At 63.5% G+C, this 16,142-nt stretch carries 9 protein-coding genes; 2 read left to right on the top strand and 7 right to left on the bottom strand.

Annotated elements, in window-relative coordinates; translation table 11 throughout:
* Positions 1-2: 2 nt before the first annotated feature.
* Positions 3-944 (bottom strand): EamA family transporter, encoded by a 942-nt coding sequence (locus ACFYO1_RS02155; RefSeq protein ID WP_387226271.1) that lies wholly within the window; start codon positions 942-944, stop codon positions 3-5.
* A complete protein-coding gene (locus ACFYO1_RS02150; protein ID WP_387231652.1) occupies positions 937-1,764 on the bottom strand; it encodes a prephenate dehydrogenase in 828 nt (275 codons plus the stop codon). Before ACFYO1_RS02150 ends, ACFYO1_RS02155 begins: the two co-directional genes overlap by 8 nt.
* A gap of 628 nt (positions 1,765-2,392) precedes the next feature.
* Between ACFYO1_RS02150 and ACFYO1_RS02145 the strand changes: the two genes are divergently transcribed.
* Positions 2,393-3,388: a zinc-binding alcohol dehydrogenase family protein gene (locus ACFYO1_RS02145; protein ID WP_387231650.1), complete on the top strand. Its 996-nt coding sequence runs from the start codon at positions 2,393-2,395 to the stop codon at positions 3,386-3,388.
* A 48-nt stretch (positions 3,389-3,436) separates the two neighbouring features.
* Here the strand turns inward: ACFYO1_RS02145 and ACFYO1_RS02140 are convergent, their stop codons facing one another.
* On the bottom strand, positions 3,437-10,771 hold the full coding sequence (locus tag ACFYO1_RS02140) for a hypothetical protein (protein ID WP_387231925.1): 7,335 nt from the start codon (positions 10,769-10,771) through the stop codon (positions 3,437-3,439).
* A gap of 271 nt (positions 10,772-11,042) precedes the next feature.
* Positions 11,043-12,074 (bottom strand): geranylgeranyl diphosphate synthase IdsB, encoded by a 1,032-nt coding sequence (gene idsB / locus ACFYO1_RS02135; protein ID WP_387226269.1) that lies wholly within the window; start codon positions 12,072-12,074, stop codon positions 11,043-11,045.
* Between the two features lie 241 nt (positions 12,075-12,315).
* Here idsB and ACFYO1_RS02130 point away from each other — a divergent pair, with 241 nt between their 5' ends.
* Entirely contained in the window at positions 12,316-12,945 is a 630-nt protein-coding gene (locus ACFYO1_RS02130; protein WP_387226267.1) for a dihydrofolate reductase family protein, read from the top strand.
* A 200-nt stretch (positions 12,946-13,145) separates the two neighbouring features.
* On the opposite strand, the gene ACFYO1_RS02125 is transcribed toward ACFYO1_RS02130, so the two are convergent.
* From ACFYO1_RS02125 to ACFYO1_RS02115, 3 genes are all read right to left on the bottom strand, one after another.
* Positions 13,146-13,643, bottom strand: a complete 498-nt coding sequence (locus ACFYO1_RS02125) for a hypothetical protein (protein WP_387226266.1) — start codon at positions 13,641-13,643, stop codon at positions 13,146-13,148.
* Positions 13,644-13,812: 169 nt separating this feature from the next.
* Entirely contained in the window at positions 13,813-15,306 is a 1,494-nt protein-coding gene (locus tag ACFYO1_RS02120) for an MFS transporter (RefSeq protein WP_387226264.1), read from the bottom strand.
* 299 nt (positions 15,307-15,605) lie between these two features.
* The gene (locus tag ACFYO1_RS02115; protein ID WP_387226263.1) at positions 15,606-15,842 is read right to left on the bottom strand and encodes a hypothetical protein; all 237 of its coding nucleotides are present in this window, start codon (positions 15,840-15,842) and stop codon (positions 15,606-15,608) included.
* Positions 15,843-16,142 lie beyond the last annotated feature (300 nt).

The raw sequence follows: 16,142 nt of genomic DNA, 5'->3' as shown, positions 1-16,142 counted from the left end.
GATCAGGTTCCCGCGTGCCGGAGCTGCCGCATCCGGCTCGCGAGTGGTGCGAACGTCGCCTGCAGCGGTCGGGTGGTTCCGCTGGTTTCCACACCGCCGAACTGTGCGGCCAGCACCAGCAAGATCCCGGCGACCTGCAGCATCGTCAGTGTTTCGTGAGCGAACAGCCAGCCGAGTGCGACCGCGACGACCGGACCGAGCAGCATCAGGCGCGACGCCGTTGTCGCCTCCACGCCGCGGTACAGACCACCGAAGAACAGGGCGAACGCCAACGCGGTAGCCGCGATCGCCAACCAGGCTGTCGCACCGAACTGGCTGACCGACAGGCTCGGCGGCGCCCCCTCGAAAGCGCTTGCCAGCGGCACCAGGATCAGCCCACCCGCCAACATCTGCCAGGCGACCGCGCTCAGCGGATGCACGGCCGGCGGCACACCCCAGCGACGGGTCAGCACCATTCCGGTGGCGGAGAGCAGCGCCAGCGCTGCCGCCGCCGCTACTCCAGCGGTATCCAACTGGGTATGTCCACGCAGGACGAGCAGCGCGACACCGAACAAGCCGAGCATGGGTGCGGTGAACTGGCGGACGCCGACACGCTGTCCAAGGGTCAAGACAACCAACGGCACGACAACGCATTGCGCCGCGGAGATCGTCGATACCACCGCGCCGGGTAAGCGATGAGCGGCAATGGCTTGGCAGCCGAAGAACCCACTGAAATTCAGGACGCCGAGCACAATCATGCGAGCACACCAGACACCCTGCGGGCGAGCCGGACGCAACGCGATCAACGCCAGCCCGGCCGGCAGTACCCGAAACACCGCGTTCCACAGCGGCATGGCAGGCAGATGTTCTATTGCCAGAAACGCGGTGCCGAAGAGAAACGGTCCCGCGGCACAGGACAATAGGGTGCTTACGTCGCCACGCGGAAGCAGCCGGTGATCAACCATTTCCAACTCCTGCAGGTTCCCCGATGAGTAATGCACGACCGGAATTTCCTCGGCGCAGCAGGCCGGCCACTTCCCCGGGATCTGATTGCAAGGAATGCGCGACCGATGCCAGATCGGTAGCTATTTCAGAAAGTATTTTGGACACCTCGGTCGCATTCGCTCGTAAAATATCCGTCCACAGCGCGACGTCTCCCGCGGCGATGCGAGTGGCATCCTTGACCCCGGCGCCGCAGAGCCGCAGCACGGATGCGTCCGCCCCGGCGAGACTGGCGGCCAGCGCGGACGCGACCAGGTGCGGAACATGTGACGTGCGGGCGACGATGCGATCGTGGTCGACGTGGGTCATCAGCAACGGACGTGCCCCGGTCATGCCGACGAAATCCATCACGGAACGCAGTGCGTCGGCCCGGGTGCACGTCAGTGGCGTGAGTGCCCAAGTCCGGTCGCGAAACAGATCCGCGGTTGCCGCAACAGGTCCCGAGCGCTCGCCGCCTGCCATCGGATGTCCGCCCACGTAGCTCGTCAGATCGCAACCGGTGGCCTCGGCTTCGGCCAGCGGCTCGGTTTTGGCACTGCCCACGTCGGTGTAGCAGCGTGCGAGCCCGTTGGCCTGGCATTCTGCGAGTACCGCCGCGATGCTGCTCGGCGGCACCGCGATCACCGCGAGATCGACCATGGACGACGGCAGTCCGAGTACGCCGGCGCCCCTTGCGGCGGCGGTCGCCGCCGCGGCGGGATCACGATCGTGCAAGTAGGTGCGGACACCGTTCTCGCGCAATGCGAGGGCTACGGACGTGCCGATCAATCCGGTACCGATCACCGCGACCGTCCGCGCCGGCTCCCGTAATAAGCCATTCACGACCGTCTACCGTCCGCGCGGAGACGGCGAGGCACCGCATTGTCGGTGGCGCTGGTTTTCATTCCCGACCTCATCCATTCGCCCTTGCACTGTAAAAACGGCACGGGATGCGTTCCAGATTCGATTGGGCAAAGGTACTCGGCGACGCGCTGATCACTCAATAGGTAGCGGCCAATAGGTAGCTCCATAAGAGGACACACCTAAACGAAGACAGTATCTACCGACGCACAATCTTTCTTTGCTGCCTCGCGGCTCGCACACATGCGCGTTCTCCCCCTGCATATCGGTTACCCGATGGATTCGGTTAACACGACCGCGGAACGACGACCAGCAGTGACGTGGCGAAACCAGATGGTGCCCCTCTGATAACGCATCACGAGATTGCCGACGCACTCGGCGTACCGCGGTATCCACACCGATCTTCCGTACGGGCAATTTCTCGGCACACCTGATTTCTCTGCGCTACCTATCCCATTACCGTTACCGAGGCGAATCATCAAGCCGACAGACAAGGCTCCTCATGACCGACCGCCGCACCTCGAACCTGCAAACCCTCCGGCGCTTGCACGACTCGGACCGCCGCCGGACGATGGGGGCATGGCGAGTGACCACCCCGGGCCCGCTCGAGTCCGGTCCGTTGGCCTGGCAGCGCGCCCGGATCCCCGAACCAGCTGACGACGAGCTACTGGTGCGCGTCCTGGCGTGTGCTGTGTGCCGAACCGATCTGCACATCACCATGGGCGATCTGGCGGCGCACCGCGAGCATGTGGTGCCTGGCCACGAGGTCGTCGGTGAAGTCGTCGCCGCCGGGTCGACCGCGCGTGCGCCGATCGGCCGCCGCATCGGGATCTCCTGGCTTCGCCGCACCTGCGGCAGCTGCCGCTTCTGTGCCACCGGCGCGGAGAATCTCTGTGCGTACTCGGAATACACTGGATGGGACGCCGACGGCGGATACGCCGAATACGCCACCGTTCCCGCTGATTTCGCCCTCCAGCTTCCTCAGCAATACACCGACCTCGAGCTCGCCCCCATGCTGTGCGCAGGCGTCAACGCCTACCGGTCGCTGAACCTCGCGGAGCTGCCCGCCGGCGGCGTCCTCGGCATCTACGGTTTCGGCGGAAGTGCCCACTTCATGGCGCAATTGGCGATCGCCAGGGGCCTCGAGGTGCATGTGATGACCCGCCGCGCGGACGCGAAGGCGCTCGCCCTCGAACTGGGAGCGAGCAGCGTGCAGGACGTTGCCGCCCAGCCACCCGAACCGCTCGACGCCGCGGTGCTCTACCCTCCGGCGGGGGAATTGGTCCTGCCTGCCCTTGAGGCGCTTGTTCCCGGCGGCGTCCTTGTCTTGCCGAGCATCCACCTTCCCGATATCGCTCAGCTGGATTACCAGCGTCACCTGTTCTGGGAGAAGCAGATTCGTAACGTCACCGCGAATACCCTCGCCGACGCGCGCGCGTTCTTGGACTTCGCCTCCGCCTACCCGTTGCGGGTGACGGCGAACAGGTACGCTCTCGAAGAGGCGGATCGTGCGCTGCGCGACCTCGATGCCGGCCGATTCACCGGCGCGGCCGTCCTCGTTCCCTGACGCTCGACGAGGCGGATTTCGCCGAAATATGTTGCCGGTGAGACGGTCTCAGCTCAGCCGGCGCGAAATGTCGAGGTCTGACGGCAGACCTGCGTCCGGGTCGTCCGAGTCCGGCATGAACGGATCCTCGGGCTGCCCGTCGGGTTTGAAGACCATTCCAAAGAATTTTTTGGGACCGTCGGCCTGTACCGAGCGGTTTGCGATCCACTCATCGACCTGGGCGTCGCCTGTCATCGCCCGCCTCCCGGTCCTCAGCCTCGCGCTGCCTGTGCGGTCGGGCGGCTCAACCGAGTCTTCGCCGTCGATCTCGTCTCCTTTCGCGACGCGATCGACGACCTGCAACTCGCCATTACTCGCAACCTTTATCGTCGCGACATATGTGCCCCAACCGGAGTACGCCGAAGAGTAATCCATCGCCAGAATTACTGTTCCTCGGGTAGCCCGGACGTAGTCACACGCTTCCAGGGCATCGGCGAACACTCGCCACTTCGCTCCGGCCAACCGGGCGGCCTCTCTCGCATCTATTCCTGATTGTCTCACCTCGGTCCGAACTTCTTCCGAGATGGGCTCGAAGCGGGGGCGTGCGCCAGATCCCCTCGCCGCTACCTCGAGCGCGAACAGGAATCCGTCTCGCTGGGCTCCTGGAATCATGTGCCAGAAATATTCCGCGTCCTTCGGGTGCACGGCGACCTGATTCTCGATCGGGGTATCGAGCTGTTGCCGCACGTTGGCAAGCCCGCTGTCGAGTGCGTTGTCCAACTCATCGATCAGCGGGCCGGACGCAAGACGCTCGAATGTGCCCCGGCGTTCCCCGGCGAGTTCGTCAAGTGATCGAGTCAACTCTGTGAGCTCAAACAGTCGTGCCCGCCAACGACCACGCTCGATACCGCCGGCGAGGCGGCCGTACCACAATCGCGCGTCCGCCAGCGCGTTGTCCAATGCGTCGATCGTCGAAGCCCAGGATTGAGCCCGGTCCATTGGGATCCCGTGCAACTCGGCATCGGCAAGCTCGGCGCGCAGTTCGAACAGGTTCGATCCCACTCTCGCCGCGCGTTCGTCCTGACTCGCATCGTCGCGCCATGGGTGGCGACCTTCCACGACCCACACAAGATCCGCCAGCTCGCGATCCACCTCGACATCGAGTCTCTCGTACTCGACCGAACGCCGATAGTTGGCCGCTCCGCGATCGGCCAAGGTTCGGAGGTCTCGATATTCCTGCACCGAGGGATCCACGCGCTCGCGCGCTGCCGATGCCATCTCCACGTACCGCTGGATGTGCGAGTCGAGCTGTCGTTCCGACCAGCTCAACAGCATCGGTGTCTCCACGCCGAGCGTCCGTGCCAGTTTGTCGCGCGCCGCGTCCAGCAGCCGATCCAGCTCTTTCTGGGCCCCTCGCCCCGGACGCAGGTTCTTGATCTGCACCCCGTAGCGTTCAGCGATTTCGGACACTTCACGGTTCGCGGCGTCATCCACCTGTAGGTGTTCGATCAGGCCGGTGACCATTTCGTCGAGGCGACGTGCGCGGGCCAAGAGATAGAGCAGGTGGTCGCCGAGTTCGCCGGCCGGACTCGAATCGCCCCGATTCGCCACTCTAAATTGATGAGATGCCTCTTCGATCGCCGCCGCGACGGTGTCGATACCATGCACTCGGAAGCCGACCTGATCGTACAATTCGATCGTTTGTCGGACACGGTTCGCGACCGCGAATCTAGTCATCGAATAACCCGGCTCCGTTTCTCGATCGATGTCACCGAACTTCTCGAAGATCTCGACGGACCGGTCATGATCCTGCAACTCGTCTGGGAAGATTTTTATCAGGCGTGCCGCATCGAGCTGTTCGGACAGCCGGAGGCGCGCTTCGTCCAGCGCGATTGCCCAGACGTCTCGCGCGGACGAACCCTTTGTCTCGAGTTCCGACAGCTCGTAGCCGAAATTAGCACCGATCTCCGCCAACTTGTCGCGCCATTGCGAATGTAATGCCGCTGATTCAGCACGTAACGCTACCGTTGGCAGGCCGATACCCTCCCGAATCCTTGTTACCAACGAACGCAGGGCCACGCTAAGCTGCCTCCACGCATTTTCCAATGAAACATACACTCGGGCCCAGTTGTCGGCTTCCCGAGCCAGCCGTGCCAGATCTGCTTGCTGTTGCGGAGGCCTCGCACCGAGTTCTTCCTTCAACCGCCGGAGCGCTTCCGTGCCGGCCCGCACATCACCGAGCTGATATTTCTCCGACAGCCGCTTGATCGTTTTTGTGGTGAACTCGATATATTCCGCGGTATCGCGGATTTCCCGCGCCAGGCGGTCGACCCGCCCCGGAATGGATCGTAAAACTCTCACGCGGTCATCGCACCGCCGGAATGCCGCCTGGTCGATCCATACCTTCTCGATCTCCGAAATTTGACGTGCAAGGTGCACGACATCGACGGTGTAGCGCTCCGGGTTGTTTCGTACGTCTTCGACTTGCGCAAAGAGGTTGCCGTGGGGGAGCATCTCGACCAGGCGTGCCCGATACACATCACGCACACGAAGCAGTTCGGATAAATTCGCATTGCCGTGGCGCATTTCAGGTCGGTATGCCGCGATATTGTGCTCGGCCCGGGTCATCAACGACATCGCGTCGTGTCTGGCAGCGGGCAGTTCAGCCAGCGTGGAAATATCCTCGATAATCGTACGCAGCACTCCTGCACGATAAATGTTGGCGAGCGCGACGCCCGTCTCCACGAACTCTCGAACCAGCCCTACCAGCTCGACATCGCCAGCCGCCTTGGCATGGTCGAGCTTTTCCACGGTAAGAAGCGGATTGCTGACATCTTCTTCCGTGAATCCAGGAACTTTATAGAGATCAACTGCCAGGGCTTGATAGCGAGCGGCCATCGACAACTCATCATCGCCGAGCGCAGTGATTACCTGCTCACTTTGTGCCAGCTCTCGCATGGCCCGCTCGCGCAATTCCACCAATGCGGGGCTCAATGGCACAGCATCATCCCCCGAGCTCGGCAGATTTCCTAGTTTCTGCGTCGGTTCGCCTCTGACACCTTCGCGTTCCTGGTCATCGAGTGGCGCCAATGATCTCATCGGCAACTCGGGTCCACTACGTCCGATGAGGAAGGCTTTCCAGCTCTCGACCTCCCTGGGTACCTCCATCGGGAAGCTCATGACCTGTAGATAGTCGATCACCAGGACACTTCCCTGGTCCTTGGGCACCTGCGGTTCACGCCAGTTGATCGCCAGGTAGACATGCCCGCCGAAGCCTCCACTATCCGCTATCCGCCAGGTCGAGCACAGCAGCGCGACCTCCGCCGGATCCGCGGGGTCGAGCAGTCGCTGCTCGAGCTGACTCAGTTCGGTGCCTTCGAACTCTTCGTAGTGGCCCCCCACAGCCCATATGCCGTCCCCGAGAGTGGCTCCGTCCGGTCCGGTCAGTCTGTCGAGCAGTCGAAAGTCACTGTCCGGGAACAGATCATGCAAAACCATGAGCTGCAGCGCAAGACAGTCCCGAGCGTCGCCGGCCGTGCCGTACCCGGGAGGATCCGGGTCCACCAGTTCGACCAGGTCTCGATCGATGAGTTCGAGCTCTCTCGTCCATTTCTCGTACGCCTCGCTGCCGGGCTGCGCCGCGGCGCGATGCAGTGCCGCGCTGAGCCGACGCGCGGCAAGGTCCGCGACATCCTTCTGAATGTTCTCGATGAACAGATACGCATCCGCCATTTCCGCCCACGACTCGACCACGACGCGGTCCGATTCCGATATGTCGGCCGCCAACCGCTCCTGCAGCCGCTGGATCAGTTCATCGGCGCCCAGCGACCCCGGCTCGACACCGACTACACCCGAAATCTCCGTGAGCATCTGCTGAGCGGTATAGGCATCGACCAGGCGTTTTCGCGCTACATCGACCGGTTGCGGAGTGCCACCGAAGGCGGGTGCCACACTCGCGCTGGCCGTTGGCGCCACCCGTGCAGCCCATTTCTGGTCACCCGCCTCGGCCGACCTGCCCCGCTCGACGATCGACGGGTACGAAGCAATTGGACCGAACGGCTTGCTGTACTTCGAGGCGACCCTCGTACCCAATCGACTCGCGGCCAGTTCGACTATGTCGCTGCCAATGCCTTGACCGACTAGATGGATTTTCGGGCCGAACGGTAGCGCGGGTCGCGCCAGTTTTTGCGCCCATTTCACGAGGCGAGAGGCCATGTCGTCGGCTGCCAGCGTCCAGCGTTCCGTTTCCGTCTCGGAGAATGACGGATCGTACCGGACGAACATCACCACCGCGACGTCGTCGCGGTCGGCCGCAGCGGCGGCGAACAGTTCGGCTGCCGCCGAAGGTATCGCGCCCGGCAGCACCGTCATCTCGGCCACCGTACCTACCTCGGAGATGACCCAGAGCTCGGTGGCGTTGTCCAGGTCGCCGTACGCCAGCATCGCCGCCCCAGGGAATACCACGGAACCCCGGTTGGTCCTCGACAATTCGTCGTCGAGTAGCAACACCGGCGGTGGGGGTTCTAGAACTGTCGCCTGTTGTTCGGCGGCATCGAGAACGCGCCGCGTTATCCCATTGCCCGACTCCCTGGGCGATGCGGCAGCCAGGCGCTCACGATGTCGTGCATTTATCTGCTCGGCGGACGATCCGAGCCAGAGACATTCTTCGGCGAGAGACGCGAGTCGGGAAACCCGGCCGTACTCCACCGCTGCTTCGAGCAACGCGCGGGTCTCGGGCGCCATGTCGGCACCGTCGACCATTCGAAGAAGCTTGTCGAGTTGAGCCATCCGGTCCGGTCCATCACGCGAGGTTTCTACCGACTCGAGCTCCGCGACGGGCTTATGCAGCAGGGCAGCCGACTTTGCATGCTGAATCGCTCGCCCAGCGGCAGCAGAATTCCTCGGCGTCGAGTCACCGCCACTAGACCTTTGCGCCGCAACCTGCAGACGGTCCTCCAGACGCATCGCGTCGGCGAACCATGATCCCAAATCGGCGAACGCATTTCCCGAGCGAACCATGCGTGCCAACTCATCCCAACCCTCGTCGTCGAGCGCGCGCAGATACGACTGCAGCCGCTCGGCTGCTTCGGCGAAGTGTCTTTCGATCAATTCCTCCGCCACCTGCACCTCAGCCGCCAAAATCGCCCCCGACAAGTTCGACCACAGCCGCAATTGCGCGACCGAATCGCTGTCCAGCCCATCGGGATCGACGTCGAGCACCTGCGCCGCCGCGTCTCTGCTCGCGATCGCCGCCGCCAACGTCGAGTGTCGTTGATCGGCCGGTACTTCGGCAGGGGCGGCCGCATCCTGCGTCGGCGGCAAATCGTGGTCGGTCTCCGCATCCGCAGGCCCGTCATTGCCGCGGAAATCTCCCGGTGACGGATCGGGAGGGTTGGCCCCTTCGTCACCGGACGAGGCCGAAAACTGTTGGGATCCATCGCCGCTCACCGACATCGGCAGGGCCGGAGGCGGTACCGACGCGGGCACCTCGGGTACAGGGTCCGCGATACGCGGCTCCTCGATCTCGGCGGGATTCGGTATACGACCGGGTGGACTGATCTCACCGGGCTTGCCTCTGGGATCGAACTCCGGCTTCCCGGGAGCCCCCGGCTGGTCCGGGTCCGGCGTCACGGGAATGAACGGCTGTGGTGGCGCCTGCCAATTGGGCTTAGCTGCAAGGGCATCCAGCCTACCGTCGAGAACCTCGGAATCGGTGGCCTCAGTGATCGGCTCGGTCACCCGTGCCGCATCTCGGCTCGGCTCTTCCGTCGTCGGGATGGACTGCGGGCCAGGCGAATGCTCCTGATCCGATCGCGGCTGCGGGTTCTCCTCGACCTTCGGAAGTCCCTCTTCGGTCGAAGGCGCGGGGATTTCGGTTGCTGCCGACCTGGTCGCCGCTCCGGTAACGCCCGCACTCTGTTCTCGCTGCGCGGGATCGCCGAGCAATTCGGCCAGTTGGGCGTCCGCGTCGGCTCGCGCAAGTTTTTCCAGCTGGTCCAACACATTTGTTTCGGGTTCGACCGCTCCGCTCATCGGATCCCGCAGCGTCACAGCATTTTTCACTTGAGAGTCGGTAGCTGGAACAGCGCTGTCCGGCGCCATCTCCTCGCCGTACGTCATGCGCTCTGGCGTAAGCAGACCTACGGTGCCTGCCGAGGATTTGGCGATCGAGCCGTCACCTGCGCCCGGCTCATCGAAAGATCGCCACAACGACATCAGATTCGGCATGCTCGACATCTGGGCTCCGGCGGATTTGGACTCGCCCGCTGGTTGCAGCGATCTGGGATCGATCTCGACCGGGACATCCCCACCAGGGCCAGGTCGCATTCCGCCGCCGGATCGCACGCCTGACACTCCACCCGGCGACCACGGCTGCGACAGACGTGCCGCCCCGCCACCGGTGGGCGGCCGCACCGGTGACGGCCGATCCCGGGTGCCACCGGTACCCCAGTCGTTCGAACCCCTGGTATCGACAATCCGTGGGCCGTCGTCACCACGCGGCCTGGCAGGCGGCCAACCATATGCGCCGCCGAGATCAGCGCCGTCACCCCCGCGTATGCCCGAAAGCTCGCCGGGACCAACGAATTCCATCACGCCTCGGAGCTGACGCAAACGAGCCGCCGACGAGGAAACGGCCGACTGGCCGAGCTCGGACAAGAGCTCACCAGAGGCAGGTTTCGGCGGCGCGGCAACTGACTGAATCTTCGGGCTCTCCGATGACGTCGTCGGCGCCGCTGAGATATCCACCGGACCAACCACACGCCCCACCCGGGCATGCCGTGTCGCCACCACATGGCCCGCCAAACCCAGCACCATTCCGTTAACCACCTGCGGTACCGATAAATCCACGCGCCCGGTCACCACGCTGGCACCCAGTACTCCACCCACCACCCCCGAAACGCCGGCCAGCCCACCCGCGATCCATCGACCGACACCACGCGCCGACAACATCCGCTGCGCGACTCCACCCCCCAGTCCGCCCCCCACGCCTGACCCGATACCAGCGGCCCCCTGCGCACTTACCGAAGTCCAATCGACCCTACTCCGATGCGGCTGCAGCAGCTGCGCCCCCAGATCCACACCGCCCTGCACCACGCCGAAACTCAACACCCGCAACAACAGTCGCGACCGAGCAGCCAACCGCGCGACCCCGCCGGCCTCGACAGCCGCACGCAAACCCCGAGACGCTGCCACCACCTCCCCTCGCGCCCGCTCCACCATCCCGACTCCCGAAACCCCACCCAGCATCGCCCACATCGCCATCGATACGGCCGCCAGCATCAAGACCTGCGCCTTCTCCACCTCGTCCGCGCCACACTCCAATTCCTCGGCCAACTCCCCGAAAAACCGTGCGGCCTCATCGAGCGACGTCCACAAGGCACGCGCCGACCGCAGTGCCTCCATCCCCGCCGCCGACCCACCGACCGCGACCCCCAACCCCGGTGCCGCGGAGCCCACCCCGTCGCGCAACGCCACGCACTGCTCCTTCGCCTCCCGCCACCCCGCGGCGGTACATCGCATGCTGTGCGGTACACCTGACGGAAACTCCCCCGCCAACACCACGTCCTGTACCCACACAGGCAAGCTCGACACGAACTCGAAGGGACCGCTCATCGCTGAGTCCACGCCGACCTGACGTGACGAGCGCAGCGACAACGCTGGTGGCGCATTGCGGTTACCACTCGCGGTCAGCCGCGAACAGGGCGAGTGCCCGCAGGCCGTCGGCTTCGGCTCGATCCGGCAGTGCCCGTACTGCGGCGGATACGCGCAGGCGCGCCTGCCGCATGGCCTCGCGCTTGCCGCCCGCCGCTTCGAGAAGCGCACTGGCGCGGGCGATATCCTCGGGGCTCATCGGTTCGGTCGAGCGGTATAGCTTCATCAGGTCGGCCGCCGCATCGGTATTCGATGCCAAGGCCGTGACAACCGGCAGGGTGTGCTTGCGGCGCGTGAGATCGCTCCCGGCCGGCTTGCCGGTCACCTCCGGGTCACCCCAGATGCCGATCACATCGTCCACGAATTGGAACGCGAGCCCGAGCTCACGGCCGAAGCCGTCCATCGCCGAAACGGTGACCCCGTCGCCCCCCGCGCTCAACGCTCCCAGCGCGCATGCGCAACCCAATAGAGCGCCCGTTTTGCCTGTCGCCATGCGCACGTACTCGGCTTCGCTTATGTCCGAACGCGTTTCGAAGGCGGTGTCCTCGTATTGACCGATACATACCTCGACGGCAGTTGAACCGAGCCGGGCGACCGCGTCCGCCGCGACCGCGCTCGGAAACCCGGCCGCCAGCTTCCAGCCCGCCAGTGCGTGCAACGCGTCGCCGAGCAGCATCGCGTTATCGACTCCCCACACGCGCCACACGGTCGCCCGCCCCCGCCGAATGTGGTCGTGATCCATGACGTCGTCATGGATCACAGTGAAGTTATGAAACAATTCTACCGCTGCGGCGGCATGTACCGTGCCGTGCTGCGCACCACCGCAAGCCGCCGCTGCAGCGAACACCAATGCCGGCCTCAACCATTTTCCGGATCTTGCCGAGGATACGGCGCCGTCGCGTTCCCACCAGCCGAAGTGATAGCCCGCCATATGCCGCAACGGACCCGGCAGGTTGTCGACCACGTCCCGCAACACCGGCTCGCACTCGTCCCTGGCACGAATCATCAACTCGCGCACAGGATACTCAGGGACGGTCCCGAGCTTAACCTTCATCGAACACCTCAGCCGAGAGATATCCCCACGAACTGTAGATTGCTCCACATCCCCATGCGCTACGCAGTGTCTCCATGACTGGGAATCTCCGGCGAGACAATCTCTCAGCACATCAACACCCGTTGATCTCGTCAGTACTTGGCGGTACACTAACTGCCGCACACTAATTTGTTGACGCAACATCTAGTGTCGCGCCGATTAGGGCATCATGGCCTGGTTGATAGCCCGGTTAGGAGATGCCATGCGCCTTGTCGCGACCACATTCGTCATGCGAAGCGACCCTGCGGCTCGAAGTCTTGGGTGCGCCGAGGCGGATCGGCCATTCGACCACGCATTCCAGCTAATTCCTTACGGTGACGACGACATCGGGAAGATCATCACGCAGAACCTGATGCGTGCCGGAGCATTCCTGCTGGGCTGGCGGACATTCGATGCAGTGTCCAAAAACTGGCAACAGATCGTCCAGCACAATCCGGTAGCCGCCGCCTACTCCCAGCTGCCCAAATACATCGTGTCCACAAGACCGCGGGACTGTGCGGGAGCCACCAACATCAACGGCGATATCACCGACGCCGTGGCTGAATTGAAGGAGCGGCCCGGCCTCGAATTGCAGGTCTACGGCAGCACGCGACTGAGCAGGGCACTCATGGACCTCGGGCTGGTCGATGAGTACCGACTGCTGATCTACCCGCTCTCGCTGTGCGGCGCACAGCCTTCATCGGATCTGATGATGTCGCCGGCCGGCCTTCCACTTTCGACCGTCACGACGACCAGCGGGGGGATCGTCTCCCTGACGTACTGCGAACCGAGGAAGACTTCCGGCTACAGCATGGCCGCATTACGTCACCCCAACCTCGCGGTCGTGGGGTAACCACGATCATTGACCAGATACCGCTCGCAGCTGCCCCTCATGATCAGACCGTCGAGCGCGATCGGCCGCAGCGAAACTTTCGAGCATGGCGTTCACGCCGTCGAACCCGAGGGCAGCCGCGACTATCCGCAAGTCGTGCCACGTCAGCTGGTGATCGCGGGTAGCCCGAAACTGTGCTGGGCTCGGTGCCGGCTGGGACGTCACGATGCCACCAGCGGCTGCGAGATCAATGTGGTCACCACAACATCCAGTAGCTCCGCCACCACATGGGACAACCGCGGCAGCTCACGGCCTCGCTCAGGCCACCAGTGCCATCGCAACCCGTTGCTTGCCGACCGGTTCACCGACGACGGCAGTATCAGCACAGATCGCTTCCGGCACAACGAAATCCCCAATCGTTCGAGCCGCCCCAGTTCCGCGTGGTCAACACGTTTGTCGATCTGTACGAAGAACAACCAGGATGACTCACGTCGATGCCCGGCCGCACACACCAATGTAGGACCGCCCAAACCAACCAGACGTGACGCCGTGAACAGCCCGTTCGCCAATGGCGCCCGCAACGCGAGCGCGGCCACATGTTCGTCGCATCTCAGTTCCACCGACCGCGAGTCGCCGCGTGGATTCGCGGGCAGACCACATTCCCGATAGAATTTGCACCAATCGCCGACCGATGCCAAACGATCCCATTCTGCGTTCATATTCTGCTCCGCCCTTTCCAGCTGGACGGTTCGATCTCCGGCACCGCCGCCGACCCAAGGCCCTTATCTCCCCACCGAATTCCAGTTCGTCACCGAGTGTTCGCTGGATAACATAGCCGGAGAGAGCGGTATGCCGAGCTCATCGACTTCTCACCCATGGCAAGCCCGGTCACTGCGGCTGTTGCCCCTGCCCGGGGGCGGCCTCCGACAACGGCGCGGCGATGTCCTCGAGCGATTTCCCCTCCGCATCGACGCCGAAAATAACAGCGATGACGCCGCCGAGCACCATGGCGATGGCACCGAGCACGTAACCGAGGGTGAGCGGATTCCGGTCTGGGTTCGGGTTGTCCGCACCGCCGATGAGATGCCCGAAGAGGTATGGAGCGACGACGCCGCCAGCTCCCTGGGAGATGGCGAAGAAGAAGGCGATCGCTTGCCCACGCAGTTCGACCGGAAAGATCTCGCTGACGGTCAGATAGGCGGAAGACGCACCCGCCGAGGCGAAGAAGAAAATGACACACCACAGCAGGGTTTGCGTGCTCGCATTCAAGATCTGGGCGTGAAAAGCCCACGCGGACAAAAGCAGCAGGACACCCGACAGGATATAGGTAGAGCCGATCATGACACGTCGACCGACTGTGTCGAAGAGCGGTCCGAGTACAAGTGGTCCGAGCAGGTTTCCCATCGCGAAGGGGAAGAAGTAGTAGCCGGTATGGTCGGTTGGCACGTGATAGAAGTGGATCAGCACCAAGGTCTCGGTGAAGAAGATCGCGTTGTACAGGAATGCCTGGGTCGCCATCATGCTGAACCCGAGAAATGAACGCCGCGGATACTTCTCGAAGAATACGTAGGCCAGTTCCCACAGTGTGAGGCGTGGATGCTCGACGATCTCTATGACCTCGTCGGGACGAGTCGGCTGCAGCTCGACGCCTTCGGCGGCAACTCGCTGTTCGATCTGGTCGAGCGTGCGCTCGGCGTCGTCCGCGTGCCCGTGGGTGAGCAACCACCGCGGGCTCTCCGGGATGGTCCGGCGCACGAAAATGATGACGAACCCCAACAGGGGTCCGATGAAAAACCCCAGCCGCCAACCCCATTCGATCGGCACGATGCTCTCGTTGAACAGGACGAGGGTAGCTGCCGCACCGAGAGCCGCACCGCCCCAGTATGTTCCGTTCACCGCGATGTCGACGCGTCCGCGATAGCGCGCCGGGATGATCTCGTCGATAGCGGAATTGATCGCCGTGTACTCGCCGCCGATGCCCATACCTGCGATGAACCGGCAGACGAGCAGCGCAGACCAACCCCAGGACAACCCGGCGAGTCCGCTGCCGAACAAGTAGATGAGCAGGGTCAGTATGAACAAACGCTTGCGACCGAGCTTGTCGGTGAGCCTGCCGAAGATCAGGGCACCGAACACTTGCCCGGCCAGATACACCGAGGCCGTCGCCCCGACCTGGCTGCTCGACAAGTGCAACGTGTGCGGGCTCTGTAGCGGACCGCCCATGCTGGACACGATCTGGATCTCGAGGCCGTCGAGGATCCACGAAACCCCGAGACCGACAACGATCAGCCAATGAAATCGCGTCCACGGCAATCGGTCCATCCTGGCCGGGATCGCGCTCCGCACGACCGCTGCGGGACCCATCGCCTGCTGATTCACCACGCCACCTCCACATCGAGAGCCTTCGATCCGAAGCCAGGGGCGTGCGATTCACATCCGCCAGCATCAGCCGCTGTTTAACGTACCGCTGATTAGTGGCTCACTCAATGGGTTACAAATGGTTGATGGGTCATGAAGATCGGTCATAGATTGCCCACGAATTGCCGACGCGGGGCTGCAGACCAGCGCGTGGGTAGCTGCACGAGGTCGTCAGCGGCAACGCAGCCGGCGGCCGCAGCTGGCCGATCGAACCGGACGGGCGGGCGGGCGGGCGAATGAGGCGAGCGGGACGTGCCTCACGATCAATCGGCGAGCCCCCGCTCATTCGCAGACGCACAGCCCCGAGCCACCGCCGCGGAACCGTCGAGCAGACCAAGGGTCGCCATCTCTTGCTCGATCGCGTTGGCGGCGAAATCCAACCCTGTCGCACGCAATTCCCTAATTCGCCTGCCCACTCGCTCAAAGCCCTGCGCTTCAGCGACGATGGGCCGCAAACTGATTCGATGTTCAATTGAAGTCTTGACGAATTCCACGGTCATTATCACTTGCCCTCCTGACCCTACCGGAGCGATGCGGGGCCCATGACCACGCACCGCCGTACTGGCAGTCACCAGCGTGGCCAGGTAGGTAGTGGAATTGCATCGGTACTACGGAACGATGGCCGCCACAACTCGCCCGAACATACCTATTCGGAGAGGCGGAGCACCGGCCGAGTACTACAATTCTGTAACTTCGCCACACATCAATCTCGGCGAGCATGCCTTAACCATAAGAATCCAGACGTCTCCCGCATAGTCGGTCGCGTAGATTAGGCCCGAACGCAAAACTGGACTAACCTC

Origin of the sequence: Nocardia sp. NPDC006044 (assembly GCF_042871115.1) — a bacterium.
Taxonomy (GTDB): Bacteria; Actinomycetota; Actinomycetes; order Mycobacteriales; family Mycobacteriaceae; genus Nocardia.
The sequence above is the reverse complement of the archived record's forward strand: the minus strand, read 5'-3'. Positions and strand labels throughout refer to the sequence as shown.

Coding starts and splice junctions, on each gene's coding strand:
- ACFYO1_RS02115 (WP_387226263.1), bottom strand. CDS start 15,842: ATGACCGTGGAATTCGTCAAGACTTCAATTGAACATCGAATCAGTTTG.
- idsB (WP_387226269.1), bottom strand. CDS start 12,074: ATGAAGGTTAAGCTCGGGACCGTCCCTGAGTATCCTGTGCGCGAGTTG.
- ACFYO1_RS02155 (WP_387226271.1), bottom strand. CDS start 944: ATGGTTGATCACCGGCTGCTTCCGCGTGGCGACGTAAGCACCCTATTG.
- ACFYO1_RS02140 (WP_387231925.1), bottom strand. CDS start 10,771: ATGGAGGCACTGCGGTCGGCGCGTGCCTTGTGGACGTCGCTCGATGAG.
- ACFYO1_RS02130 (WP_387226267.1), top strand. CDS start 12,316: ATGCGCCTTGTCGCGACCACATTCGTCATGCGAAGCGACCCTGCGGCT.
- ACFYO1_RS02145 (WP_387231650.1), top strand. CDS start 2,393: ATGGGGGCATGGCGAGTGACCACCCCGGGCCCGCTCGAGTCCGGTCCG.
- ACFYO1_RS02125 (WP_387226266.1), bottom strand. CDS start 13,643: ATGAACGCAGAATGGGATCGTTTGGCATCGGTCGGCGATTGGTGCAAA.